Here is a 24,746-nt window from a genome sequence, read left to right as displayed (position 1 = left end):
TAATTAATCCTCCTTTTATATTATTCATTATAGATAGAATTCAACTGAGCTTCTACCTCTTTGTTAATCATTTCTGCAAACTCTTCCGCTGTCATTGATCCCTTGTCTCCCTCTCCCTGACGGCGCACGGAAACTTTATTTTCGTTCATTTCCTGCTCGCCGACAATCAGCATGTAAGGAATCTTTTTCAACTCGTTATCACGTATCTTACGACCGATCTTCTCGTTACGATCGTCTAAAACGGTGCGAATGTCGGAATTATTTAATAAATTTACAACTTTTTGAGCGTAATCGTTGAATTTTTCGCTAATCGGAAGTACCACAACCTGATCCGGGGTCAACCACAACGGGAATTTTCCTCCCGTGTGCTCGATCAACACGGCCACGAAACGCTCCATACTTCCGAACGGGGCCCGGTGAATCATTACCGGACGATGTTTCTGGTTATCGGCACCCGTGTATTCCAGTTCAAAACGCTCCGGCAAATTGTAATCCACCTGGATCGTACCCAACTGCCATTTCCGCCCGATCGCGTCTTTTACCATGAAGTCAAGCTTCGGACCGTAGAACGCGGCCTCACCCAACTCGACGGTCGTTTTCAATCCTTTCTCGGCGGCAGCCTCGATGATAGCACTCTCCGCTTTCTCCCAGTTCTCGTCGGTTCCGATATATTTCTCCTTGTTATTCGGGTCTCTCAAAGAAACCTGGGCGGTGAAGTTCTCGAAGCTCAACGCCTTGAATATCGTGAAGATAATATCAATCACTTTCTTGAACTCGTCTTTCAACTGGTCGGGAGTACAGAACAAATGCGCGTCATCCTGCGTGAACCCGCGAACCCTTGTCAACCCGTGCAATTCCCCGCTCTGCTCGTAACGGTACACCGTGCCGAACTCCGCGAAACGCACCGGAAGGTCCTTGTAAGACCGGGGTTTAAACTTGAACATCTCGCAATGGTGAGGACAGTTCATCGGTTTCAACATGAACTCCTCGCCTTCCTGCGGGGTCGTGATCACCTGGAAACTATCTTTACCGTATTTCTGGAAATGTCCCGAAGTCTTGTATAAATTCACGTTACCGATATGCGGCGTGATCACCTGCTGGTAACCGTACTTCTTTTGCACTTTTCGTAAGAACGCTTCCAAACGATCCCGCAACATGGCCCCTTTCGGCAACCACATCGGGAGTCCCGAACCCACGGCCTGCGAGAACATGAACAACTCCATCTCCTTGCCGATCTTGCGGTGGTCGCGCAACTTGGCCTCCTCCATCAACACCAGCCATTCGTCCAGCATCTTCTGTTTCGGGAACGTTATACCGTATATACGGGTCAACATCTTGTTATGTTCGTTTCCTCGCCAGTATGCCCCGGCAACAGAGGTCAACTTGATAGCCTTGATATAGGAAGTATCCGGCAAGTGCGGTCCGCGGCACAAGTCCGTGAAATCACCCTGACGGTAATAAGTAATCGTTCCGTCTTCCAAATCGTTTATCAACTCCACTTTATATGTCTCGTCGAGCGATGAAAAATGATCCAACGCCTTTTGCTTACTAACGTCTATCCTGCAATACTCCTCGTTCTTTCTTGCCAGCTCCAACATTTTCTTCTCGATCTCCACTAAATCCTTCTCTTGGATAGCAACACCTTCCCCCGGGTCCACGTCATAGTAGAAACCATTTTCAATAGCGGGGCCGATACCGAACTTGATATTCGGGTAAATAGCCTGCAAAGCTTCTGCCATAAGGTGTGCAGATGAGTGCCAGAAAGCATGGCGTCCCTCCTCGTCATCCCATGTATACAGCTTAATCTCGGCGTCTGTCGTTATACCGCGCGTCAAATCCCACGTGACGCCATTTACGGATATCGACAACACTTCCTTAGCCAGCTTATGGCTAATCGACTTAGCTATGTCCATGCCGGTAACCCCGGACTCGAACTCTTTTACATTCCCATCGGGAAATTTAATCTTTACCATTCTGCTTTCTTTTAGTTATTACTCTTTGTAATTTACAAACTGCAAAACTACAAAAAAACATCCGAATATCAAAGAAAAAGCCCCCGCAGATTAGGTTAGTAGACTCAACAAATTGCTCCTTTTGCCATGAAGCGTGTGAATCAGCAAAATCTGATAAAGTCCTTATCATTATTTTACTCACGTGCAACACCTCGTTTCGATTCGCTATTTACATTATTTTGGAAGATACACGATACTGTAATGTTTGTTTTCTTTATTCTTACCACGTTTATGATTCTTCCACGTGCAACAATCAATAATACATTTATAATAATATAATGCATTATTGATATCAATCTTTCCTTCTACAAGATCATCAATAATCTCCATTTCCGGCCGGAGATTTGTCCCCCGAAGAATTTCTTCCGGGGTAGAAATGGGCAAATAAGAGAAGCTCACTTCATCTAAATCCAAACATCCCCAAGATATGATCTCAGCCATCTCGTTAATAGCTTGCTCGTAAACACGACTAACGAAATACGCCTCGTTCCCTTCTCCCAAGAAGTTCGGATCCATGCTTAAGACCCGACAAATCAAGTTGTAGTGTTTCGGCTTCACGTATCGCCCTCGCTCGTATCTCCAAAGAGTATACAGGTTTATCTTTGTTTGTCGAGATAAATTCAACAAGGATATACCGAGTTTTTTTCTTCTATATCGAAAAATTCCCCCTCTAGTTATTATTTCATTCTTAATTCATTGAAATAGAATTTTCTATAAATAGATTTTCAAGCACATCACGAGGAACATAACGAGCTCCTAACACCAGCTTGCACGACAAGCCAGAGAGGACAAATGTCTTTTGCCGTGCCATGACAGGAAATTTCACCAATGAAGCATTGTGAACCAGCGTTTTTTCACGCTCTTTTCTTATCATTTTCTTTAAATTGTAATGCTTACGCGGAAAATGTATTTCTCCTCGTGATTGTAAATTACTCATGCCGATTCTTGTTGATTTAGATTAAAAAACGTGTACGTTATCAATAATTCAAAAAATAAAAATGATCTCTCGCGGGAGTTATGTTTCAAAGAACTCCGGGCGTTTGAAAAAAATGGGGGCGTATTTCACAACAGACCCCGTGTAGTTCCACGAAAACAAAAATCTGTTATAATCTTTGTCTCGCCTTACTTGTCAGCATTTTTACAACTTCACGTATCCAACTTCACGTATTATCGAAAATTGACTTGCAAAAAAAGGAGGAACAGTCGAAAAGCTCCTGGTTGCATTTAAGAATTTCTTTTCAAAGTTATTCTACTTCTCGACCTGCTCCCCCAAAATGAGCAATGCGCTCTCGTTCTCCAGATGGGGGACTTTATTTCTTATAAGAGCTAATTCCCACAAAGGAATTAGCTCAACAAATATGAAAAAAGAAAATTTTAGTATGAAATGACAAGCTCACATTTACACCATTTGGTTAAAATGTGAGCGTAGAAATCGTCATCTCTCGTCGCAAAATATTAATCCTTTTTCTAGCAAGAAACGCTTTCAAACGCTCACAATAAATTAAGAACTTTAGTTATGTTGATATTATTATAACTGATTATATTAACACCCAACAAATATATTTTGAAGAAAAATCTAAATAAGAATAATCGAACTGACAGATAGAAAGCCAGGGGAGATTACTCTAAAGCTAGAAAGGTGGATTAGACCTGCGACGCAATAAAGTAACCCCACACCTGACTTATCGTTATTATAGGAACATACGAATATCAAGCATAAGAGTTTCGATACAGAGTCTCGTCTATATAATTAATCCGTTTATCTAGAGACTTTTCTCTTAACAACTTACGTTAAATCGAGAAATCAGCTATAAAGGCCTATTCTCAAATACAAAGAAACGGAAAAAAATCTTTGTACGCAACTTAATCAAGAGGTTTTTCAAAATATTTTTCATTTCGTCAAATTTGTTGAAAACAACCATATCATTTATTTGTCCTATCACCCGATAGGAATCCACAAGAAAACAAAAATTCTTCACTAGAATTTCGTCGGAGACAAACCGTTGATTCACTAGTGCTTCACTAATACATCAATTGAGCTTCGATTAGACTTCGATTAGGCATCAATTATAAATTCAATTAACTTCCAGTCAACTTTCAATCAACTTTCAATGAACTTACCAGCGAGACACTAGTGAGACGACAGCGCGGGACACGATCGTCTACCTTCCCTCTTTACCCCCTTCTATCGTACCCTATCAACGGGAATAAACCATACTCTTACCCGATTATTGCCCGTTTTTTTACAGACATTTGCCGGGGTTAGCCTACACTTAGCCGCCACCTAACCACCACCTAACCGCCATTTTAGTAGGCTTTAGGCTTATTTAACACCCAGCAGGAACATTCTTCCCCTCTCCTTTTTCAAGCAAACGAGAGACTATCAACTCCCGACGGGAGAGATGATCCCCGGCAAAGCCCCTATAATGCCCCTGATCAAGAGTGTCCAACCACAACTATACGAATTGACGCATTTTCCAATAACGGCAGAAGCTCAAAACGAGCTTTTATCTGAAATCCAATATTACTAATAATTTTATTAGTAATAACATTGTTAGTAATAAACATATTACCAACTCGGCTCGTCGGTCAATGTCAGCATCATAAAACGGGCATTGAGAAAGAAAGAACTTATAGAAATCGAGAAACGTCAAGTTGTCATTCCCGATCCCGTGATGACGGTGTGGTTAAAACGGGAATTGAGGGCATGATCTTCTCCACAAAATCATCAACGACATCGAAAAGCCTCCAAACACCATATTGGAGAACTATAAAATTTTGACTCAAAGGGAAAAAGCGTCAAAACGCTTTTACCCTGCTACTCCTGCCCGTGCAATTTATTGAACAGGATCGCCAGATTCGTGTAAATTGTAGTATTTTGTACCGCGATATGAGCCGGCACTTTGATTCGAGCCGGGGTAAAATTCCAAATAGCCTTGATTCCCCAGGCCACCATCAAATCTGCCACGTTCTGGGCACATTCGGCCGGAACGGTAATGATACCGATTGCCACGTTACATTCGCCCGGCATTCCCCGGAACTGGTCGACATGAAAAATTTCCACGTCATTAATTTTCGTACCGATTTTCGATTTATCCACGTCAAAAGCCTTCTGGATATTCAACCCGAAATTCCGCAATCCTTTATCCTGTAACAAGGCGCATCCCAAGGACCCCGCCCCGACCAGAAAAGCATTATTGATCTTGTTGAAACCAAGAAAGTCATCCAGTGTTTCCACGAAAGTATCAACCTCGTAACCGACACGAGTTTTACCGGATATCCCGGTATGCGACAAATCTTTCGTCACTTGCGTGGCGTCTATTTCCATGTACTCGGCAATCCTCGTCGAGGACACGTATTTTTCTCCCTGCTTTTGCAAGGTCTTCACGAATGAAAGATACGCGGGCATTCGCCTCAAAACCGGAACCGGAACAACTTTACTATTATTAGTCATATAACGTTCTATAATTTCCGCGAAGTTATATCTTTTCGGTGAAATCCGGTACAAAGAATTTGTATTATTTCTTATTTGCCATTTCCGGCCGCGTTACGTCACTCTTCTGTTTCATCATGTTACTCTCCCCGTTAAAGATAGCCCCCGCCTCCACGACCAACGTCTCCGTGGTGATGGTTCCCTTGACTTGAGATTTAGCCCTCAGTACGACGGTTCCCGTTGAAACAACCTCTCCTTCCATCCTCCCGAACACGTCTATATTCGGGGAGTTAATCTTACCCGTTACACGAGAAGAGGGACCGAGAATTAAGCGACCGTTCGTTCGGACCGTACCCACGAGAGTCCCGTCAATCCGGATATCCCTCGTGGTTTGGATATCCCCCTCGACAAGAACGCTTTCGCTCAAAAGATTCAAAATTGCTTGTACTTCTTTACCCATATTTCTATTTTTAATAATTTCACTTCATTGAAAATGAATAAAACGGCAATATCCCGCCTGATTTTACCCGCGTGATCAACATGAAGGCAAAACCTTCAATCCATTACATGAGAATTACGGGTTGAAAGTTAATAAAAAATCATCGAAAAATATCAAGAACACGACTCACACCCAGCATATATTTTTACTATTTTTGCCCGCTCGATAAAAAAGAATTTGTTTGTTTAAAAGAAGATACATGAACTACAAAGAAACATTAGAATGGCTATTCGCGCAACTCCCGATGTACCAAAGGGAGGGACAAGCGGCCTACAAAGCCAATCTGGACAACACGCTGAAACTGGATGAACATTTCGGTTCCCCGCATAGACAATTCAAAACAATCCACGTGGGTGGGACAAACGGTAAAGGCTCCGTGTCCCACATGCTGGCTTCCATATTACAGGAAGCCGGGTACAAAACCGGGCTATACACCTCCCCGCATTTAAAGGATTTTCGCGAACGCATCAAGATAAACGGGGAAATGATGCCCGAAAAATACGTGATTGATTTTGTAGAACAAAACAAAACCCTCTTTGCCGGGATCAAACCCTCCTTCTTCGAAATGACCGTGGCCATGGCCTTCCAATATTTCGCGGATCAAAAAGTTGATATCGCGGTAATCGAAGTCGGCCTTGGCGGGCGCCTTGATTCCACGAACATCATAACACCCCTGGTTTCTATCATTACCAATATCTCGTTTGATCACATGGCTTTGCTCGGCGATACACTTGAAAAAATCGCGCACGAAAAAGCCGGGATCATAAAACCCGATGTTCCGGCGATTATCGGAACAAAAGACGCGGCCAGTGATTTCGTCTTTATCGAAAAAGCGGCCACTAGCGGGACTACAATTGAATTCGCGTCCGAGAACTGGCAAGTCGAACGTAACCCGATGAACGAGTACCGACTTGAAAACAAACATGGCGTCATTTTCGATCACGTACAACCGGATTTAAAGGGACTTTATCAACGTAAAAACATTCCCGCCGTACTAGAAGCCGTGTTAAGTTTAAGAACAAGCGGGTTGAAAATCACGGATCAAAATGTATATAACGGTATTGCCAACACGATCCGCAACACGGGGCTACTCGGTCGTTGGCAGGAATTATCACGCACGCCTTACACCGTATGCGACACGGGGCATAACATAGACGGCCTCACGGAAATCGTCGCTCAACTGAAAACGTGTAAATACGAAAAACTCCATTTCGTTATGGGAATGGTGAACGACAAGGACGTGGACAGCGTGTTGCACATTCTTCCCAAAGATGCCATCTACTATTTCTGCAAAGCCTCTATTCCCAGGGCCATGAACGAAGAGGTACTGGCTGAAAAAGCCCGGTCAAACGGTCTTCACGGTAACACGTACCCCACGGTTGCCGCGGCTTATCAAGCCGCTCGCGAAGAGGCAAGCGATCAGGACATGATATATATCGGTGGAAGTACTTTCGTGGTAGCCGAAGTTGTATAAACAAAATAAAGCCGTCGGAAATCCCGACGGCCTTATTTACTACACGAAAAATTAAACTATAAACTATTCTTTTTTAGACTTTTCTTTCTCTGCTTTAAAGACCGCGATCACGTTATTATCATCCTTTAAAGTCAACTTATTATTTTTTATCACGAAGCTCTTCGTGTCTTCCAACACCTTGAAAAAGGTGGTTTCAATATCCATATCGGGACAAGCCATTTTCGTCGCTCCCATCCCGCTAAAAGTCAACTGTGTCTCATCCTGCTCGTATGCTCCAAAAAAGCGATTACATCCCGCCCTTCCGAATACTTTTTTCTCGTTGGCCTCGAATGTAACGAAAACCCCGCTCTCGCTCTCTTTAAACTTTATCTCTTTTCCGTTCAGACTCTCCGCCACCCATTTCACCCCCGTCAAAGAGACGCTCTCTTTCGCCGATTTGCAGGAAGCCATGCACAATGTTATTAAACAACAAAAAAATATTCCTTTCATAATTTGATCACCATTTTTGGATATAAATATTTTACCATTTCGATTTATTTCCTACAAATACTATGCCAAAAAGGGACCACGTCAAGGCACTCTCGTTAAAACACGGGGCTCTTTAGCAAAAGTCTTTTTCTATAACTCCCTCCCCCCTTCAGGTACCCCCTCTACAAACAGAGGGCTCTGAAGAAGTCGGTTTTGAGAGAAACAACTACCCCCTTCGGCTCCCCTTCACACAGGAGGGAGAGTTGATTACCAAGCGGTTTCCCCTCGTGTGTAAGGAGAGGTTGGGGTGGTAGTTCAAGACAACAGAACTTTTTCTGCGGTCTCGTAAACAGAAGAAGAGCTGGTGACTCCTCCCGAAGACAGGGCGTCACTTAGCTCACCCTCCTAATTTACAAAAACACGGTATTCTTGTTACCGAGAACGAAATGCCCACGGGGTTAAAGACTTCATGAATTTTATGGACTTTAGATGCCTTCGGCATCACTTTATGGACTTTATAAACTTTTGACTTTCGATGCTAGCGCGTTTTAACGCTTTACCCCCGAAATTAACCATTGAATTACTGAATAAATTCAATAATTGATTATATATTTGCACGAGTTTTGAAAATAAGCAATTATTGCGTGAAACAAAAATAATTATCTACATATCAAAAACATAATAGAACAATGTCCAAGGTTATAAAACTGAAAAAAGGCCTTGATATCAAGTTAAAAGGAGAAGCAGAAAATCTGGTGAAAAACATCGAGAGATGTGATCTGTATGCCGTGAAGCCTACTGATTTCCGGTTGCTTACCCCGAAACTTGCAGTAAAGGCAGGCGATCAAGTGAAAGCGGGCGACGTGTTGTTTATCAACAAGTATCGACCCGAAGTCAAATTCACGTCACCTGTTAGCGGTACCGTTGAAGCCGTAACCAGAGGTGAAAGAAGAAAGTTATTGGAAGTTGTCGTAAAAGCTGATAACCAGATCCAATACAGGGATTTTGGTGCGACTGACGTGAACAAACTTTCCAGGAACGAAATCATCGAAAAATTACTTGACAGTGGTGTTTGGCCCATGATCAGACAACGTCCGTACGACATCATCGCGAACCCGGAGGACATGCCGAAAGCGATATTCGTATCCGGTTTTGATTCCGCCCCGCTCGCTCCCGATTTCGATGTAACGCTCTCGGATGAAATTACCACGCTTCAAGCTGGTATTGATTGCTTGAAAAAATTATGCGAGAAAAACGTGAACCTGAACTTAAAAGAAGGGACTCCTTCCACGTCCGTGTTCACGAAATTGAAAAATGTTGACGTGAATTACTTTGCCGGACCTCACCCGGCCGGTAACGTGGGTATCCAGATTCATCACTTGAACCCGATCAACAAGGGAGACATCATATGGGTTGTAAATGCCATGGATGTTGCCATCATCGGGCGTTTGTTTACTTCCGGTAAATTTGATGCCCGCAAGATCATCGCTCTCGCGGGTTCGGAAGTTGAAAAACCCGCTTACTATAAAACGATCCTTGGGGCGAAAATCGGTTGTCTCGTTAACGGGAAATTGAAAAACCAAGTTCATCAACGTATCATTTCCGGAAACGTTCTCACCGGATACAAAGTAAGCGAAGATGGTTATCTGGGATATTATAATAACATGGTAACCGTGATCCCGGAAGGCGATAAATACGAGTTCTTGGGTTGGGCCACTCCCGGATTCAACAAGTTCTCCATGTCAAAAACGTTCCCTTCTTTCTTGTGCCCAAGTAAGAAATACACGCTCGACGCCAATTACCACGGGGAAGAAAGAGCTTTCGTGGTTACAGGACAATACGAGAAAGTACTCCCGATGGACATCCTTCCCGTGTACTTGTTGAAAGCGGTATTAGCCGAGGATCTGGACAAAATGGAACAACTCGGTATGTACGAGGTCGCACCGGAAGATATGGCTTTGTGTGAATTCGTTTGTACCTCTAAAACCCCGGTTCAGGAAATCCTGGAGAAAGGGATAGAGTTAATGATTAGAGAACTAAACTAATTTTAAATTGTAAATTTTAAATTGTAAAATCCTTGATGGAACACGATTCGAAATTTAAAATCTAAAATCTAAAATTTAAAATTATAGAGATGAATTTTTTACGCAAATATTTAGACAAGCAAAAACCAAAATTTGAAAAGGGGGGCAAGCTGCAAAAGCTGCATTCCGTTTTTACAGGTTTTGAGTCTTTTCTTTTCGTGCCCAATCGCACGACGTCTTCAGGCTGTAACATCCGGGACGCTATTGATTTGAAAAGAACCATGATCATCGTGGTACTGGCCTTGGTTCCGGCGCTTTTATTCGGGATTTATAACGTGGGTTACCAACATTTCAGCGCGGTTGGCACGTTAGCTGAGACCGGATTCTTCGAATTATTCTTTTATGGATTATGGAAAATACTTCCCATGATCATCGTTTCCTACGTGGTCGGTTTAGGTATCGAGTTTGCCGCTGCCCAAATCAGGGGCCACGAGATCAACGAAGGTTTCCTGGTTTCCGGTTTATTGATCCCCATGATCATGCCGGTCAACGCACCCCTGTGGATGGTTGGTGTTTCTACCGCCTTCGCCGTGATTATCGGGAAAGAGATTTTCGGGGGAACCGGGATGAACATCTGGAACCCGGCATTGTTAGCTCGTGCCTTCTTCTTCTTCTCCTACCCTTCCATGATTTCGGGAGACAAAGTATGGGTTGCCGGAATGCCTGACGGTTTTTCACAAGCTACCCCACTGGCAGAAGCAGCGCAAGGATTACCTGCTACTTACGATATGTCTTCCATGTTCTGGGGATTGATACCGGGATCAGTGGGAGAAACATCCACCTTCTGCATTCTACTTGGTGCCATCCTGTTGATCGCAACCGGAATCGGAAGCTGGAAAATCATGCTCTCGACCTTCATCGGGGGATATTGCATGGCATTATTATTAAGTTGCACTTTACCCGAGACCAATTCATACGCCAGCATTGATCCGCTTGCCCACCTGCTTATGGGAGGATTCGCGTTCGGAGCCGTGTTTATGGCTACCGACCCGGTAACATCAGCACAGACGGAAAGAGGAAAATGGATATACGGATTCATCCTCGGTATTATGGCAATCCTTATTCGTACGCTTAACCCCGGCTATCCGGAAGGTATGATGCTTGCCATCCTGTTGATGAATACTTTTGCTCCGCTTATTGACTGGTTTGTCGTTCAGGGTAACATCAAACGCAGGCTGAAAAGAGCTAAAGTTACACGATTGTAGATTTTAAATTTTAAATTATAAATTCAATACTGATACTAATTTAAAATCTAAAATTTAAAATTTAAAATTAATAATGAGATGAACAAACAAGGAAATACATATACCTTTATCTATTCCATCGTTTTGGTTGTCGTGGTTGCAGCCATTCTGGCGATCGTGTCTCTTTCGCTGAAACCGATGCAAGATGAGAATATAGAGAACGAAAAGAGACAGAATATCCTGAGCTCTGTAAATGTTGCTTCCACCCCGGAAACTTCTGCTGAATTGTTCAACAAAATCATCAAGAAACAATTCATCTTGAATTACAAGGGTGAGGCAATTGAAGGTGACGCCTTTGGAGTAGACATTCCTACCGAAGGTAAAAAACTTCAGAAAGCGTTGAAAAACCAAGAACTTCAACAAGCGTTAAAAGACGGACGTTTCCTTTCTGAAACGATTAAAGACGACAAAACATTAGCCGACGTGAAATTCCCGGTATTCGTTGCCGATATCGACGGGGCGACCAAATATATCCTGCCCGTGTACGGGGTCGGACTTTGGGGACCCGTATGGGGTTATCTTTCCCTGAATGACGACAAGAACACCGTGTACGGGGTTCTATTCGACCACAAGGGAGAAACTCCGGGACTTGGTGCCGAGATCACGCAACCCTTCTTCCAGAAGCAATTCACCGGGAAAACCGTTTTTGACAACTCGACCCTAAAGGCTATCACCGTGAAAAAAGGTGGTAACGCGACCGGGGCTCACGAGGTAGACGCTATCTCGGGAGGTACAATCACGTCAAAAGCAGTTGAAACGATGATTGCCGACTATTTAAAATGTTACGAACAATTCTTAAAACAAATACAATAATGAGCGACAAAGAAACATTATTTTCAGCTAAGAACCGGGGGTTATTACTCGGTCCCTTGAGCAAAAATAACCCCGTTCTGGTACAGATTCTGGGTATATGTTCTGCTCTCGCTGTAACCGCGAAACTGGAACCGGCCATCGTGATGGCTCTCTCGGTAACCGCCGTGACAGCTTTTTCCAACGTGATCCTTTCGTTGTTGAGAAACACGATCCCGACACGAATCCGTATCATCGTGCAATTGGTAGTTGTAGCCGCTTTGGTAATCATCGTGGACCAAGTGCTGAAAGCATTTGCATACGAGGTAAGTAAACAGTTATCCGTGTTCGTCGGATTGATCATCACAAACTGTATTATCATGGGACGTATCGAGGCTTTCGCTTTGGCAAACAAACCTTGGCCCTCCTTACTCGACGGTATCGGTAACGGGTTGGGATACGGTTTAATCCTCGTGATTGTAGCCTTCTTCCGTGAATTACTCGGTTCCGGAACTTTGTTCGGAATAAAAGTAATCCCGCAAATCTTCTACGATTGGGGCTACCAGAACAACGGTTTGATGATCCTTCCCCCGATGGCATTGATGCTAGTCGGCCTGATCATCTGGGTTCATCGTTCCAAGAACAAGGATTTAATAGAACAGAAGTAGTCAACTAAAAGTGAAATAACGATATGGAAAATCTATTAAATATATTTGTACGGTCCATATTCATTGATAACATGATCTTCGCTTACTTCTTGGGTATGTGTTCATACCTCGCCGTATCGAAGACCGTGAAAACATCTTTCGGATTGGGTATTGCCGTTGTATTCGTGCTATTAATTACAGTCCCGGTAAACTACTTGCTGGATAACTTCGTGTTGAAAGCGGGTGCGTTAAGCTGGTTATTGGGTGAAAGTGCTGCAAACATTGACCTGAGCTTCCTGAGTTTCATCATGTTCATCGCGGTAATCGCCGCTATCGTGCAATTGGTGGAAATGGTAGTTGAAAAATTTGCCCCGGCTCTCTATAACCAATTAGGTATCTTCCTCCCGTTGATCGCCGTAAACTGTGCAATTATGGGAGCTTCTCTGTTCATGCAGGAAAGAGGATATGCTAACATCGGAGAAGCAACCGCTTTCGGTTTGGGTTCAGGAATCGGCTGGTTACTTGCTATCGTGGGTATCGCCGCAATTCGTGAGAAACTGAAATATTCAAATATCCCCGCCCCGCTTAGAGGTATCGGTATTACCTTTATTGTGACCGGGTTAATGGCTATTTCATTCATGAGTTTCTTAGGAATTAACCTGTAAAATAATTTAGTGATTTCATGATTGCCGATTCAATGATTATAATCACAGAATCTAAATTCACAGAATCACTTAATCATTAAATCTAAAATAAAATAAGATGGTATTATTAGCAATAGATGCAACAATAGTCATGTCAGGGGTGATCGTGTTCCTCCTTGTAACACTGATCCTGGTCGGCATGCTTTTGTTCGCCAAAGCCAAACTGACCCCCAAGGGAGAAGTGAAGGTTGACATCAATCATGGCGAAAAAGAATTAATCACCGAACCGGGGTCCACGCTATTGGCAACCTTGGGAAATAACAAGATCTTCCTTCCCTCGGCATGTGGAGGTAAAGGTTCATGCGGTATGTGTCGTTGTCAGGTAGAATCCGGCGCAGGGTCTATCCTCCCGACTGAAACAGGGTTCTTCTCATACAAACAACAACACGAAAACTGGCGTTTGGCTTGCCAGGTGAAGGTGAAAGAGAATATCGAAATGCACATCCCGGAAGAAGTCCTGGGTATCAAGAAATGGGAATGCGAGGTGGTTTCCAATAGAAACATTTCTACTTTCTTGAAAGAATTCGTGGTAAAACTACCGGAAGGCGAAAACCTGAAATTCAAATCCGGTGGATACATCCAGATTGACGTACCCGCTATCGACGTTGATTTCAAAACTTTCGACATTGACGAGAAATACAAGGCTGATTGGGAACGCATGAAAATGTTCGATCTTAAAATGCATAACCCGGAAGCTACCTACCGTGCTTATTCCATGGCTAACTCCCCGGCAGAAGGCAACATTATCATGTTGAACATCCGTATCGCCACTCCCCCGTTCGACAAAGCGATCAATGGTTTCGCTAACGTGAACCCGGGTATCTGTTCTTCTTATATATTCTCTCGTAAACCGGGAGATAAAGTAAGTATTTCCGGACCTTACGGGGAATTCTTCCTGAGAGACACGAACAACGAAATGATGTTTATCGGTGGTGGTGCCGGTATGGCTCCCATGCGTTCGCACATCTTCAACCTCTTCCACACGATGCACACGGATCGTAAAGTTTCCTTCTGGTATGGAGCACGTGCCCTGCAAGAAGCGCCTTACGTGGACGAATTCAACAAGATTCAGGAAGAGAATCCAAACTTCCACTGGACTCTGGCTCTCGATAGACCCGATCCCGTGGCTGATGCAGCCGGAGTGGCTTACAAGCCGGGCTTCGTACATCAGGTAATCTACGAAAATTACCTGAAGAACCACGAGAACCCGGAAGACATCGAATACTACCTCTGCGGTCCTCCTATGATGATCTCGGCAGTAACCAAAATGCTGTACGATCTGGGAGTTCCCGATGAAAACGTAATGTACGATAACTTCGGAGGATAAATAAAAAAAGAGCTGCTTAAGCAGCTCTTTTTTTATTTCTTTAAGAACGTATTCTTGTATTCTATCGCTTCAAGCAACAATCCCGAATTTACCTGATTCCGGGGAAGCTTGTTCAGAAGTGAATCCGTCACTTGAATATTCCCGGCGACTTTCTTCTCGTAAATCACGTTATTCATGATAAAAGCATAATTCTGCGGGTCACCGGCCAAATGATAAGGCGGTCTTTCAGGGGTAAACAGATCGCACCCCATGCTATAATCTCCGACGGGATTCTTTACCCCCAGCACTCGTTTCATCACGGTAGGAACCACATCATAATGAGAAGTCCGATGCGCATATACCTCAGGAGTATTACCCGGATAATAATAGATAAAAGGCACGTGTACCTGCGCATTCGAAAAATCGCTACCGTGTCCCCAGAAATTCTTCTTGTTCTCGTTAAACTCCTGCCCGTGATCACCCGTCACGACAACAACGGAATTCTCCAGCATCCCGTTTTCCTCTAATTTATGAAACACTTTTCCCACGAGAGAATCCACGTAATAGGCACAATTACGATACAAATTAAAGAACGGTTCCGGGTCCAGACTATTATTCAACGCCAGATAATTGGCATAATCCCACGAAGGCTGGAACTTCTTACGATAAGGAGCCGGAATATCTATGGCATGCAATAAATCATAAAACACGAAAGAAAAAAATGGCTTATCCGAATCCTTCCGTTCATCCAAGTATTTCAGGAAATCTTCCGTGATCCGGTTATCCCGGTCAAAAGGAGTTGACCCCGGTGTCTCCTTCCGGATCTCTTTCACGTTCCCGAAAACGATACGATAAAAAGGAGGATTAACAAGCGTCGCGCTGGCAAAAGTCTCGATATCGTATCCCCGCTCCAACATATTTTCGATAAACAACGGCTGCGTTCCCGTTCGCTCGAAATTCTGCCAGTAAGTAGCTGAAATACCGAAGAACAAACCAAAAATTCCTCCTCGCGTTCCGTTACTGGAACTCAAATGACGATTGAAGACCGAGGCCCGATCCCCGAAAGCCCGGATATTAGGACAACATTCCCGCGTAAAAGTTCTGAAATTCCATGAATCCAGAATAATATAAATGATATTCAACGGCTTCACACTATCCGCTCTTTCTATCGGGTGGATAGGATATATAAAATTATGTCCTCTCCCCTTATCCGGATTGTTAACGTACAAATCCTCCTTCTTGATCACGCCCAATTTTAACATCAACTTATTTGCCGTCAACGGGTAATACTGGGGCAAGCAAGCGGAAACTTCGGTGATAGAACTTATATTTGCCGCGGCGGCATAAGCATGTGTCAGTTGGGGTACGATGCAAGAAAACAAGAAAAGACAAATCCCGATCCTCACCTGTTTCCCATTCACCCGGCGATAGTAACGAAAAGCGATATAAGTCACCGCCAACGTAAGGAATAAAATAACAAGACCGATTAATACCGCGTGTAATACCAGCGTGTTATTAAACACGAATACCTGACTGCCTCCCCCGCCAAAAGCGAGCTCCAACACGAAACCATTGATATGAAATTTATATAATTGAAAAACGATACCATTCAGATAGGCCACCACGTTCAACAAAAATATAGCGGTAACAAATAAAACAGTACCGACTTTTTGTACCCGTCGCCAAAAAGTAAAAGGAAGATAAAAAATGACCCAAGGAATTAGCGTGAAAAGAAATGCCTGTCCCAATGCTGCCAGCAAGTAATAAAAACCGCCAGAAATATTCAGGTATTCAAAATAATTACTATTCACTAAATAAAGAACAAACTGCACGAGCAACATACAAGAAGCGCACATGTAAAAAATAAAACCTCGCTTCAAATAATCAACTCTCTTGGCACAGGCTTCTGACTTCGAAATTCTAAATATCATAAACGATTTATATTAAAAAAAGATCATATAATAGTTACAAATAAAATAGATTTAATCGACTTTTCAACTATTTTCTTCAAATTTCATTCTCAACTACTTATTCCTTTTTCTTGAATTCATAACCACAAATAAAATAGATGTCAATAAACGATCATTTATTGACATCTACAATTTAAAGCGTAGATGGCCTAATAAAAGCCATCTACGACAAAAAATTAATATTTCAACTTACTATAATTTACAGCGTACAAAATAATAAATAACAACGCAAAGAAACCCGACATCACCATGGAAATCATCACCACGCTGTTCCAACCGGAATAAAATGGCAAGATAAACAAAGCAGCAATTTGCGCTAGCGCGTAAAGATAAAAACCGAACTTTTTCAACTTGTACATCATAAACGCTCCCACTAGACTCATCAAGGCACACAACGCGGCCAAAGAATAAATAGCCTGCCCGTGCATGATGGTTGTCTGTAAAACTTCCAGTGAAGAACTCATGATCGAAGCGGCCCACGAAGGTTGCGTCTCAGCTCCAGCCATGCTCGTGATTTGCTGGATTTGAGTAACTAATCGTTCCGGGGTAAACATCACCAACTGGAATAAATTATTAAGCAATCCCCAACCACTTCCGATAAATGTTAAAATACAAAGAACTGTGAGAAATGTCGGTCTTACCGGTCTTTCCACGCCAAAAGGATTTTCCATAATCAAGTCATTTTTATATACACAACAAACGTACACAAATATTCGAAAATTTAAAAACAAGACATGAAAAAAAGTCGGGAAATACTTTGTTTACATGCACGATTAGTATAATTTTGGCCTAGATTTATAAATGTCTATAGTATTAAAAATCTAAATAATGAAAAGAGACACTCAAATTTTCGACCTTATTGACAAAGAAAGTCATCGTCAAAAAGAAGGACTTGAATTAATCGCTTCTGAAAACTTCGTGAGCGAGCAAGTGATGCAAGCCATGGGATCTTGCCTAACTAACAAATACGCAGAAGGATATCCCGGAGCACGTTACTACGGTGGTTGCCAAATCGTTGACCAAACCGAGCAACTGGCTATTGATCGGGCTTGCGAATTGTTCGGGGCTGAATTCGCTAACGTGCAACCGCATTCCGGGGCACAAGCTAACGCAGCCGTGTTCTTCGCTTGCATGAAACCCGGTGATACTTTCTTGGGGCTTGACCTGGCTCATGGTGGACACCTTTCTCACGGATCTCCCGTGAACCTTTCCGGTATCAACTACCACCCGGTAGCTTACCACGTGAAAGAAGAAACCGGAATGGTGGATTACGACGAAATGGAACAACTGGCTTTGGAACACAAGCCGAAGATGATCGTATCCGGAGCTTCTGCTTATTCTCGTGACTGGGATTACAAACGGATGCGTGAAATCGCAGACAAGGTAGGAGCATTATTAATGTGTGATATGTCTCACCCGGCCGGGTTGATCGCTAAAGGTTTATTGAACAACCCGATGGAATATTGCCACATCGTGACGACAACCACTCACAAAACTCTTCGCGGACCCCGTGGAGGTATGATTCTTCTTCCGAAAGATTTCCCGAATCCTTGGGGCTTGAAAACTCCGAAGGGAGAGATCAAGATGATGTCACAAGTGATCAACTTCGCCGTGTTCCCGGGACAACAAGGTGGTCCGCTTGAACACGTGATCGCTGCTAAAGCCGTTGCTTTCGGCGAAGCATTATCCGACGAGTACACGCAATATGCAAAACAAATGCTGGCTAACGCCAAAGCTATGGCTAAAGCCTTCATGGATAAAGGTTACAAAGTAATCTCCGGCGGTACCGACAACCACTCTATGTTGATTGACTTGAGAACTAAATTCCCGGAATTAACAGGTAAAAAAGCTGAAAACACGTTGGTTAAAGCTGACATCACGATCAACAAGAATATGGTTCCGTTCGATACTCGTACCCCGTTCTCAACTTCAGGTCTCCGTGTAGGAACTCCCGCCATTACCACTCGTGGTTTGAAAGAGGAACACATGGCTCTCGTGGTTGACATGATCGACAGAGTACTGAGTGCACCGGATGACGAAACCGTAATTGCACAAGTAAAGAAAGAAGTAAATGCCATGATGAGCGACAGACCCATGTTCGCTTGGTAGTCAAACTTTCTTCCGAAATAAAAAAACGTCACGAATATCGTGACGTTTTTTTTATTTCATCTTTAAAACTTAATTTCCCTTGCTAAAATTACGACTGATCTTACTTATCTTCCGGGAATTTTTCTTCAAATCTTTCAATCCTTTTGCCAGGGCATTATACAATAAATTACCCGCCGAACGGCCAAACACAACTTTTTCATCCCCCGCATCCAAAGACACGGATGCTACAACCCGCTGGAAATAGACCCGGGCCCCCAAAGAAACATCATACACGGCAATACAAACTTCCGATTCGCTTTTGTGATAAGAAACCGGCGTTCCCGGGTAAACCAAATCAGGCACGTCATCACGGACTTTCCGGGCAGTAGCCGTCACCACGTAATCATAATCCGTCGTTTTCTTCAACGTCTCCAGCATCATCGGGGATAACTCGAAAGAAAACTTATCATTGGAAATGTATTTCAACGACACCTTGTTTACCGAATAGATCGAATCTCCCCGCAACTTCTGAAAACCTTCCAACAAATCACGATTCAAACCTTCCCTGTAAGTGTAAGGCAACTTGCAATCCACGTTCGTCACCAACCACTTCCCAGTAGTAAAATCCAACCCTTTAGGGGATTCATAAATGTGCATATAGTGAGGTGTGGCACACGATGCCAACATCACGATAAAAATAAATAAAACATAACGCCTGATCATCCTCTTTCTTTTTATAATGTTTCTAATCCTTCTCTAAAATTCCGGTACTTTAAACGGGGTAATAGCTCTTTTCTCATGCGAGAAGTATCCCCGTAATACGATACTCGTCCGATACGGACAAAATCAAGCGTCAAGGGGCTTTTAACCCCAAACAGGCGGGACGACAGTTCGAAACCCCGTGCCGCCGTGTTAATCATCCACAAGGGCATTCGCCACGGCCGCCACGTGTGCCAATGTTCTGTCGCCTCGTCCAGGAATTCCTGTAACGTCTGCACCCCCTCGTCCCCGATATGATATATGCCGTTAATACCCTCTTTCAAAACAGCCGCCCGTGTCGCTTCTAAAAAATCATCCGTGGATATTAAATGAATACCGGTAACTTTTTTCCAAACACCTAGCAAGGCATGGCGGGAAAACCAACGGGCCGCGTCAATCATCAGAATTCCTTTCCCGTAGACCATCCCAACCCTTAAAGAAACGGGTTCGAATACATGCTTGTTCCCGTATTCAAACAACAATTTTTCTTCCTCCAAGCGAGTCCGGGCATGCACGGAAACAGGCGAACCGTCCAACCTGCCCGTCGCGGGATGTTCCGGAGTGGTCTCTCCCTCCACGTGCGGGAAACTGATTAAAATAATCCGTTTCACCCCTTTTCGCACCGCCCTATCCAACAAATTCTTGAAATATCGCGTATTCGTGGTTGCTAAAAACTTTTCCGGGTTATGCTTAAAAAGAACCCCGGCAAAATGCACCACGGTATCCACACCTTCCAACGCCTCGTTCAGGCTCTCCGGAACGGCCAAATCCGCCCGAAATACATGCACGTGATCTTTCGCCTTCAACTCCGGGATCACGTCCTTACGGTGAATTAAAAGATGTAAACACACGTCGTCATCCGACAAACGACAAGCAAGCAAACTTCCCAGATTACCCGCGGCCCCCGTAATCAATACTCGTTTCAGCATATTTTAATCTTTTACAAGGTCATAATAATACGCATCTATAACCTTCCCGTTCTTGATCGCAGCTTTACGCAAAATAGTCAATTTCGTGAAACCGGCTTTTTCCAACACTTTCATCGAGGCAAAATTATACTCGTAAACATGGGCAAATAACCGCAATATTTCCGTTTCCCGAAACGTGTAGTCCGCCACCAGCCGGACAGCCTCGCTCATGATTCCCCGGCCCCAGTAGGCCTCACCCAACCAGTAACCGATCTCCGCGCTGACACGTCCCACGTCGCTCATCGGTACGATACCGACACCCCCTACCGCTTTTCCGTCCACCACGATAGCAAAATCCTGTACAAAAGGCTTCGTTTGCACCATTCGAATATACGCCTCGGCATCTTGCAGCGTGTAAGGATGCGGAAGACCGTCCCGCACGTTATTCCATATCTTTATATTATTGATATGTTCGGCTAAAGAAAAGCAATCCGTCAATTCCCATTCCCGCAATTCAAAATCACCCTGTTTACTTGCAATAATCATAACGCCTGTCTATAAATTGTTAACGAGCTCAAATATATTGATTATTCCCAACCTTGTATTAATTTATATCGTAAAAAATAAAAATGGGTAATAATTCTACACCATTTGTACATGAATGGGTATCGTTGAAACGCAACCCCAAATGTTAATTTGTAACCTTTTCAAAACAAAAAAATAATTTCTGGTAGTAAATATACTTATTTTGGTACAAGCATGCAGAAAAAAGAAGAAAAATCATTGCATATAACATTTTTATTTTTTAAATTTGGAACAAACACATAAGTATGATAAGATTCATATTACATAGCATCCTCATTCTTGTGGTAACACAGCTCAGTAATGTTGCCATGGGGTTGATTATGAATGAATCACAACACACTATCGTAACTTACCAATTATCGCAACTACAAGATTCCATAAGCAAAGGACAGGATCAGGATTTTCAAAATCCCTATTCCAGTCCGCTGATCCGCACCTCTCTTGTGAGCATGACGAGATCAGAACTTCCATGCCGGGTACGAGTCATGCTGGACGGGGTCTTCAAAGACGCGAGTGAAAGTCTTACCACGAATACGGAGGCAGCACACACGGGGACACATGATGTATTCATATCGCAACCCGAGCGATATTTTCATGAACTCTGTCTGCTAATCATTTGATTCAAGGTGCATATATGGCACGTATCTTGTATAAAAAAACAAGATACATACACGCAAGTGTTATCCTTTATTAAAAACAGAGCAACGCTGGGAACGTTGTATATATATACACACACAACACACAAGAAAATGAAAACAACTTTATTCAGTAAGAATCGGGAAGAAAAAAATTATGAATTATTCTTCGAACCGGAAGAATTGCACCGGGTGCAATACTTTTTAGAAACTAAACAATTCCTGGGACTCTCCGAATTACAAAAATCCGAGGACGATAACACAGGTATGAAATTGAAACTCTCTTTGGCAGAACGCGGAAAACTGGTGACGGCACAACTCTTCGAGTACATCATGTCGGCCTACGAGGCGGTATCACCGATCATGATTTTCCGTAATAAAGAAGCGGTTGCGCTCTCCGGGGCCGTGACGCTTGACGAATAGACATTTTTAGACAAAGAAAACGGGTTCTCGAAAAAAGGACCCGTTTTTTATCTATAACACGAGCTTCATGGTATCTCTGAGAATATATTATTATCACTCAACAAACTAAAAATCTTTGCCCACAGTAAAAAAACGTAGGCAAAGAAACAACATTTTTTATAAATATATTCTTGAATCAACTCTAGCAACCAAAAGATAAATTAATCTATTCTTTCCCACTTAATAGTGTCTTTCTGTGTAGTTTTAGGTACAACCAAACAACGCTTATTAGCTTTAAAACGAAGTATCATATAATCTTCATCTTCCAGTAAACTATTTTCATGATTCCAATATTGAACAATATAATCATATAGATTTTCTGACACATTAATAGACTTACCACTAGTTATATCCCATTTAAAACGACCATTTACAATAGATAAATGTTTCTCCATACGTTCCAACGCTTTATCATAGACATCTTTATTTTTCCATAACAAACTTGGATCTTCTAACAGATTACCTTTTATGTCTAAAAAGACAGAATCCTTGTTCATTCTCTCTATATCATTTGCTCGGTTTTTAGAAAAATAAGAACAACTAGCACAAAGCAAAAGAATATACACGATACTGATTTGAATAACTTTCCTCATCTCAATTATTATTAATATCCATACACTTCAAAAATACGTCTATTCCGAAGAGTTATTAAAGGCAGTATACTCACATTTTGAATTATTTCATAAAAAGTATTCAATTCTTCCCTATGATTCCAACCAGCCATTTCATTAAAATAACAACCATACTTATCTGCCTTATTAAAGGCGCAAGCATTACAACAATAATATCCCCAGTAACCTCCTTTTGCTGTTGTTCCTTCTCCCCTGATTGAAACATCACCTGCACCATCCCCATGAAATCCTGAATTAGGTATATCTATCACTTTATTTAAATTCGTGTAATCAACTTTTCTATCTGGTCCATAATAAGACCAAATCCTAGAAAGTTTTATCATGTTATCCCTATGCTGTCCAAACCATAAAACCTCCCTAAACACTGGTAATTCTGGAGATGAGGCCCTACTCAATTTTTCGTCTAAAATAGGAATAACATTATAATCTCCTCTTTCACTAAACATTAATTTATGAGTACCCGCATTAATCATTTCATTTTTAGATTTCCAATTATCAATGACATAATTATAAATATTCTCAGATACTTTTATATCTGAAGCACGTTCAAAGTCCCAATACAAATGATTATCTTTAAATTTCAAATGACTTTGCATACGCTCAAAAGCTGAAAGGTAAACATCGACATTTCCCCAGATTATTTCAGGATCATACAAGTTACCTTCGATTTCCAAATAAGCAGAATCAACATATAGTTGAGAAAATAGATTTTCCTGAATTGTATTACAATTATCTAAATCATTTTTTTCACAACTCATCATAAGTATGGTAATTACCAACAAGGTAGCCACACTAAAACTAAAATTGAATTCATTCATTTTCATAGGCAACATTTTTAAACTTAGAAATTTTCACTCTTTAACAAATCCTTTAATAGTAAACTCTAAAAGAGGTCGTTTAGGGTCATTTGAGAATATTCTTACATATTTATATTGAACTCCGAATCGATTTGCAGGATTAAAAATAACTTCTAGAACTACTGATTCACCTGGTTTTATTACGTTCTTTGTCAAACTACAATAAGTACAAGTACACGTTGTTTCAACCTTTCTAATTATTAAATCTCTATTTCCAGTATTCTTTATCGGAAACGATGCTTCAATTTTATTTTTTTGAGATAACGTGTCAAAACAAAATATATCGTACTTGACCTCAAGTGTTGGAGTTTTTTCAATATCTTGATTTTCAAAACTTTCTATAACTGTAGCAAATAACTCTATTGGTTTCAAATATATTTCGGTATTTACTTTTATATGAATATTTTTAGAAAAATAACCTATCGAATCAGGTGCCGTAAGAATAATCAAAAGTGAATCACATGAATGAGCAGGAATAAGTATATCTCTGAACTCTCTATCCCTATTATCATGAGCTTGCTTTATCTCAACATATGGAATTATCTCATTAAAAGTAAAAGTAATATCCTGAGAGTTTGGATTATACACTTTTATTAACTTATTATATCGCTTACCAGCTTGTATTTGTCCCCATTCTATTCGTGAGGTTTCAAAAAAAATCCCTCCAATATATACAAAACAATCATCGGGCCTTTTGCTATTTTTACACGAAAACGAGCAAATAACAATTATTACTAATACAAATAAATTACGCCTTTCCATTTTATATATTTTATTCCTTTCTATAAAAACGCATGAATGAATATTTAGGGGGGATAAATTTTACAAATTCTAAATAATTTCATATTAATGCATTACTAAATAAATAATTCATCATGATATAAAAAGATTTTTTTCATACACTTGTTCAAATAAAATTAAAGTAGAAATGACGTTTTCAATAAAATTTGTAGGTTCGCAAAAAATAACGTTACACGTAAATTTACTTCATCCCAAGGTAATAAAATGTAAAACTACAAAGAGTATAATTTTCAATCTCAATTTAAACCCTGATAATGAACTGATCAGCACGCAAAAAAACTATAAAAATAGTACACCACGGGGACAAAGACGATCTAACTAGTCTTTGTCTCGTCTTTATCTTGTCTATGTCTCGCCTTTGATGCCTGATCTCAGGAGTATCTCACCCC

The 24,746-nt window shown here is 41.8% G+C and carries 24 protein-coding genes; 10 read left to right on the top strand and 14 right to left on the bottom strand.

Annotated elements, in window-relative coordinates; translation table 11 throughout:
* Positions 1–20: 20 nt before the first annotated feature.
* From thrS to DWW52_RS16795, 5 genes are all read right to left on the bottom strand, one after another.
* The gene (thrS, locus tag DWW52_RS16820) at positions 21–1,973 is read right to left on the bottom strand and encodes a threonine--tRNA ligase (protein WP_118716629.1); all 1,953 of its coding nucleotides are present in this window, start codon (positions 1,971–1,973) and stop codon (positions 21–23) included.
* 213 nt (positions 1,974–2,186) lie between these two features.
* Positions 2,187–2,639 (bottom strand): hypothetical protein, encoded by a 453-nt coding sequence (locus DWW52_RS16810; RefSeq protein WP_148315393.1) that lies wholly within the window; start codon positions 2,637–2,639, stop codon positions 2,187–2,189.
* A 61-nt stretch (positions 2,640–2,700) separates the two neighbouring features.
* A complete protein-coding gene (locus tag DWW52_RS20955; RefSeq protein WP_148315392.1) occupies positions 2,701–2,949 on the bottom strand; it encodes a hypothetical protein in 249 nt (82 codons plus the stop codon).
* Between the two features lie 1,881 nt (positions 2,950–4,830).
* Entirely contained in the window at positions 4,831–5,466 is a 636-nt protein-coding gene (locus DWW52_RS16800; protein WP_118716626.1) for a redox-sensing transcriptional repressor Rex, read from the bottom strand.
* Between the two features lie 64 nt (positions 5,467–5,530).
* The gene (locus DWW52_RS16795) at positions 5,531–5,905 is read right to left on the bottom strand and encodes a polymer-forming cytoskeletal protein (RefSeq protein WP_118716625.1); all 375 of its coding nucleotides are present in this window, start codon (positions 5,903–5,905) and stop codon (positions 5,531–5,533) included.
* A gap of 238 nt (positions 5,906–6,143) precedes the next feature.
* Here DWW52_RS16795 and DWW52_RS16790 point away from each other — a divergent pair, with 238 nt between their 5' ends.
* Positions 6,144–7,418, top strand: a complete 1,275-nt coding sequence (locus DWW52_RS16790) for a folylpolyglutamate synthase/dihydrofolate synthase family protein (protein ID WP_118716624.1) — start codon at positions 6,144–6,146, stop codon at positions 7,416–7,418.
* 63 nt (positions 7,419–7,481) lie between these two features.
* Here DWW52_RS16790 and DWW52_RS16785 read toward each other — a convergent pair whose 3' ends face one another.
* Positions 7,482–7,907 carry an META domain-containing protein gene (locus DWW52_RS16785; RefSeq protein ID WP_233556958.1) on the bottom strand — a complete coding sequence of 142 codons (426 nt, stop codon included), beginning with the start codon at positions 7,905–7,907 and terminating at the stop codon, positions 7,482–7,484.
* Positions 7,908–8,575: 668 nt separating this feature from the next.
* Between DWW52_RS16785 and DWW52_RS16780 the strand changes: the two genes are divergently transcribed.
* From DWW52_RS16780 to nqrF, 6 genes are all read left to right on the top strand, one after another.
* The gene (locus DWW52_RS16780) at positions 8,576–9,931 is read left to right on the top strand and encodes a Na(+)-translocating NADH-quinone reductase subunit A (protein WP_118716623.1); all 1,356 of its coding nucleotides are present in this window, start codon (positions 8,576–8,578) and stop codon (positions 9,929–9,931) included.
* An 89-nt stretch (positions 9,932–10,020) separates the two neighbouring features.
* Complete coding sequence (locus tag DWW52_RS16775; protein WP_118716622.1) at positions 10,021–11,175, top strand: NADH:ubiquinone reductase (Na(+)-transporting) subunit B; 1,155 nt, start codon at positions 10,021–10,023, stop codon at positions 11,173–11,175.
* Between the two features lie 78 nt (positions 11,176–11,253).
* Complete coding sequence (gene nqrC / locus DWW52_RS16770) at positions 11,254–12,027, top strand: NADH:ubiquinone reductase (Na(+)-transporting) subunit C (RefSeq protein ID WP_118716621.1); 774 nt, start codon at positions 11,254–11,256, stop codon at positions 12,025–12,027.
* Positions 12,027–12,671 (top strand): NADH:ubiquinone reductase (Na(+)-transporting) subunit D, encoded by a 645-nt coding sequence (locus tag DWW52_RS16765; RefSeq protein ID WP_118716620.1) that lies wholly within the window; start codon positions 12,027–12,029, stop codon positions 12,669–12,671. The genes nqrC and DWW52_RS16765 overlap by 1 nt, the downstream gene beginning before the upstream one ends.
* 23 nt (positions 12,672–12,694) lie before the next feature.
* Positions 12,695–13,315: an NADH:ubiquinone reductase (Na(+)-transporting) subunit E gene (gene nqrE / locus DWW52_RS16760; RefSeq protein ID WP_118716619.1), complete on the top strand. Its 621-nt coding sequence runs from the start codon at positions 12,695–12,697 to the stop codon at positions 13,313–13,315.
* A gap of 97 nt (positions 13,316–13,412) precedes the next feature.
* The gene (gene nqrF, locus DWW52_RS16755; protein WP_118716618.1) at positions 13,413–14,681 is read left to right on the top strand and encodes an NADH:ubiquinone reductase (Na(+)-transporting) subunit F; all 1,269 of its coding nucleotides are present in this window, start codon (positions 13,413–13,415) and stop codon (positions 14,679–14,681) included.
* A 32-nt stretch (positions 14,682–14,713) separates the two neighbouring features.
* On the opposite strand, the gene DWW52_RS16750 is transcribed toward nqrF, so the two are convergent.
* On the bottom strand, positions 14,714–16,591 hold the full coding sequence (locus tag DWW52_RS16750; RefSeq protein WP_118716617.1) for a DUF3413 domain-containing protein: 1,878 nt from the start codon (positions 16,589–16,591) through the stop codon (positions 14,714–14,716).
* Positions 16,592–16,806: 215 nt separating this feature from the next.
* Positions 16,807–17,301: a hypothetical protein gene (locus DWW52_RS16745; RefSeq protein ID WP_118716616.1), complete on the bottom strand. Its 495-nt coding sequence runs from the start codon at positions 17,299–17,301 to the stop codon at positions 16,807–16,809.
* Between the two features lie 157 nt (positions 17,302–17,458).
* On the opposite strand from DWW52_RS16745, the gene glyA reads away from it, so the two are divergent.
* The gene (gene glyA, locus DWW52_RS16740; protein WP_118716615.1) at positions 17,459–18,739 is read left to right on the top strand and encodes a serine hydroxymethyltransferase; all 1,281 of its coding nucleotides are present in this window, start codon (positions 17,459–17,461) and stop codon (positions 18,737–18,739) included.
* Positions 18,740–18,808: 69 nt separating this feature from the next.
* On the opposite strand, the gene DWW52_RS16735 is transcribed toward glyA, so the two are convergent.
* Genes DWW52_RS16735 through DWW52_RS16725 form a run of 3 tightly spaced genes read right to left on the bottom strand, consistent with a single transcriptional unit; the run spans position 18,809 to position 20,931 of the window.
* A complete protein-coding gene (locus DWW52_RS16735; protein ID WP_118716614.1) occupies positions 18,809–19,441 on the bottom strand; it encodes a hypothetical protein in 633 nt (210 codons plus the stop codon).
* A gap of 11 nt (positions 19,442–19,452) precedes the next feature.
* A complete protein-coding gene (locus DWW52_RS16730; RefSeq protein WP_233556956.1) occupies positions 19,453–20,406 on the bottom strand; it encodes an NAD(P)-dependent oxidoreductase in 954 nt (317 codons plus the stop codon).
* Positions 20,407–20,409: 3 nt separating this feature from the next.
* Positions 20,410–20,931: a GNAT family N-acetyltransferase gene (locus DWW52_RS16725; RefSeq protein WP_118716613.1), complete on the bottom strand. Its 522-nt coding sequence runs from the start codon at positions 20,929–20,931 to the stop codon at positions 20,410–20,412.
* Between the two features lie 284 nt (positions 20,932–21,215).
* On the opposite strand from DWW52_RS16725, the gene DWW52_RS16720 reads away from it, so the two are divergent.
* Positions 21,216–21,590, top strand: coding sequence for a hypothetical protein (locus DWW52_RS16720; RefSeq protein ID WP_118716612.1), 375 nt, complete (start codon positions 21,216–21,218; stop codon positions 21,588–21,590).
* A gap of 129 nt (positions 21,591–21,719) precedes the next feature.
* Positions 21,720–22,028, top strand: a complete 309-nt coding sequence (locus tag DWW52_RS16715; protein ID WP_118716611.1) for a hypothetical protein — start codon at positions 21,720–21,722, stop codon at positions 22,026–22,028.
* A 200-nt stretch (positions 22,029–22,228) separates the two neighbouring features.
* Here the strand turns inward: DWW52_RS16715 and DWW52_RS16710 are convergent, their stop codons facing one another.
* Genes DWW52_RS16710 through DWW52_RS16700 form a run of 3 tightly spaced genes read right to left on the bottom strand, consistent with a single transcriptional unit; the run spans position 22,229 to position 24,318 of the window.
* Complete coding sequence (locus DWW52_RS16710; protein WP_118716610.1) at positions 22,229–22,660, bottom strand: hypothetical protein; 432 nt, start codon at positions 22,658–22,660, stop codon at positions 22,229–22,231.
* Between the two features lie 11 nt (positions 22,661–22,671).
* Positions 22,672–23,523: a hypothetical protein gene (locus DWW52_RS16705; RefSeq protein ID WP_118716609.1), complete on the bottom strand. Its 852-nt coding sequence runs from the start codon at positions 23,521–23,523 to the stop codon at positions 22,672–22,674.
* A 27-nt stretch (positions 23,524–23,550) separates the two neighbouring features.
* Positions 23,551–24,318, bottom strand: a complete 768-nt coding sequence (locus tag DWW52_RS16700) for a DUF1573 domain-containing protein (RefSeq protein ID WP_118716608.1) — start codon at positions 24,316–24,318, stop codon at positions 23,551–23,553.
* Positions 24,319–24,746: the final 428 nt, after the last annotated feature.

Source organism: Odoribacter sp. AF15-53 (genome assembly GCF_003479425.1).
Lineage (GTDB): Bacteria > Bacteroidota > Bacteroidia > Bacteroidales > Marinifilaceae > Butyricimonas.
This window is presented reverse-complemented; position numbering and strand designations above follow the sequence as displayed.

Bases quoted from the DNA above. Each gene is read 5' to 3' on its own strand.
- thrS (WP_118716629.1), bottom strand. From the start codon at position 1,973: ATGGTAAAGATTAAATTTCCCGATGGGAATGTAAAAGAGTTCGAGTCC.
- DWW52_RS20955 (WP_148315392.1), bottom strand. From the start codon at position 2,949: ATGAGTAATTTACAATCACGAGGAGAAATACATTTTCCGCGTAAGCAT.
- DWW52_RS16800 (WP_118716626.1), bottom strand. From the start codon at position 5,466: ATGACTAATAATAGTAAAGTTGTTCCGGTTCCGGTTTTGAGGCGAATG.
- DWW52_RS16795 (WP_118716625.1), bottom strand. From the start codon at position 5,905: ATGGGTAAAGAAGTACAAGCAATTTTGAATCTTTTGAGCGAAAGCGTT.
- DWW52_RS16790 (WP_118716624.1), top strand. From the start codon at position 6,144: ATGAACTACAAAGAAACATTAGAATGGCTATTCGCGCAACTCCCGATG.
- DWW52_RS16785 (WP_233556958.1), bottom strand. From the start codon at position 7,907: ATGAAAGGAATATTTTTTTGTTGTTTAATAACATTGTGCATGGCTTCC.
- DWW52_RS16780 (WP_118716623.1), top strand. From the start codon at position 8,576: ATGTCCAAGGTTATAAAACTGAAAAAAGGCCTTGATATCAAGTTAAAA.
- DWW52_RS16775 (WP_118716622.1), top strand. From the start codon at position 10,021: ATGAATTTTTTACGCAAATATTTAGACAAGCAAAAACCAAAATTTGAA.
- nqrC (WP_118716621.1), top strand. From the start codon at position 11,254: ATGAACAAACAAGGAAATACATATACCTTTATCTATTCCATCGTTTTG.
- DWW52_RS16765 (WP_118716620.1), top strand. From the start codon at position 12,027: ATGAGCGACAAAGAAACATTATTTTCAGCTAAGAACCGGGGGTTATTA.
- nqrE (WP_118716619.1), top strand. From the start codon at position 12,695: ATGGAAAATCTATTAAATATATTTGTACGGTCCATATTCATTGATAAC.
- nqrF (WP_118716618.1), top strand. From the start codon at position 13,413: ATGGTATTATTAGCAATAGATGCAACAATAGTCATGTCAGGGGTGATC.
- DWW52_RS16750 (WP_118716617.1), bottom strand. From the start codon at position 16,591: ATGATATTTAGAATTTCGAAGTCAGAAGCCTGTGCCAAGAGAGTTGAT.
- DWW52_RS16745 (WP_118716616.1), bottom strand. From the start codon at position 17,301: ATGGAAAATCCTTTTGGCGTGGAAAGACCGGTAAGACCGACATTTCTC.
- glyA (WP_118716615.1), top strand. From the start codon at position 17,459: ATGAAAAGAGACACTCAAATTTTCGACCTTATTGACAAAGAAAGTCAT.
- DWW52_RS16735 (WP_118716614.1), bottom strand. From the start codon at position 19,441: ATGATCAGGCGTTATGTTTTATTTATTTTTATCGTGATGTTGGCATCG.
- DWW52_RS16730 (WP_233556956.1), bottom strand. From the start codon at position 20,406: ATGCTGAAACGAGTATTGATTACGGGGGCCGCGGGTAATCTGGGAAGT.
- DWW52_RS16725 (WP_118716613.1), bottom strand. From the start codon at position 20,931: ATGATTATTGCAAGTAAACAGGGTGATTTTGAATTGCGGGAATGGGAA.
- DWW52_RS16720 (WP_118716612.1), top strand. From the start codon at position 21,216: ATGATAAGATTCATATTACATAGCATCCTCATTCTTGTGGTAACACAG.
- DWW52_RS16715 (WP_118716611.1), top strand. From the start codon at position 21,720: ATGAAAACAACTTTATTCAGTAAGAATCGGGAAGAAAAAAATTATGAA.
- DWW52_RS16710 (WP_118716610.1), bottom strand. From the start codon at position 22,660: ATGAGGAAAGTTATTCAAATCAGTATCGTGTATATTCTTTTGCTTTGT.
- DWW52_RS16705 (WP_118716609.1), bottom strand. From the start codon at position 23,523: ATGAAAATGAATGAATTCAATTTTAGTTTTAGTGTGGCTACCTTGTTG.
- DWW52_RS16700 (WP_118716608.1), bottom strand. From the start codon at position 24,318: ATGGAAAGGCGTAATTTATTTGTATTAGTAATAATTGTTATTTGCTCG.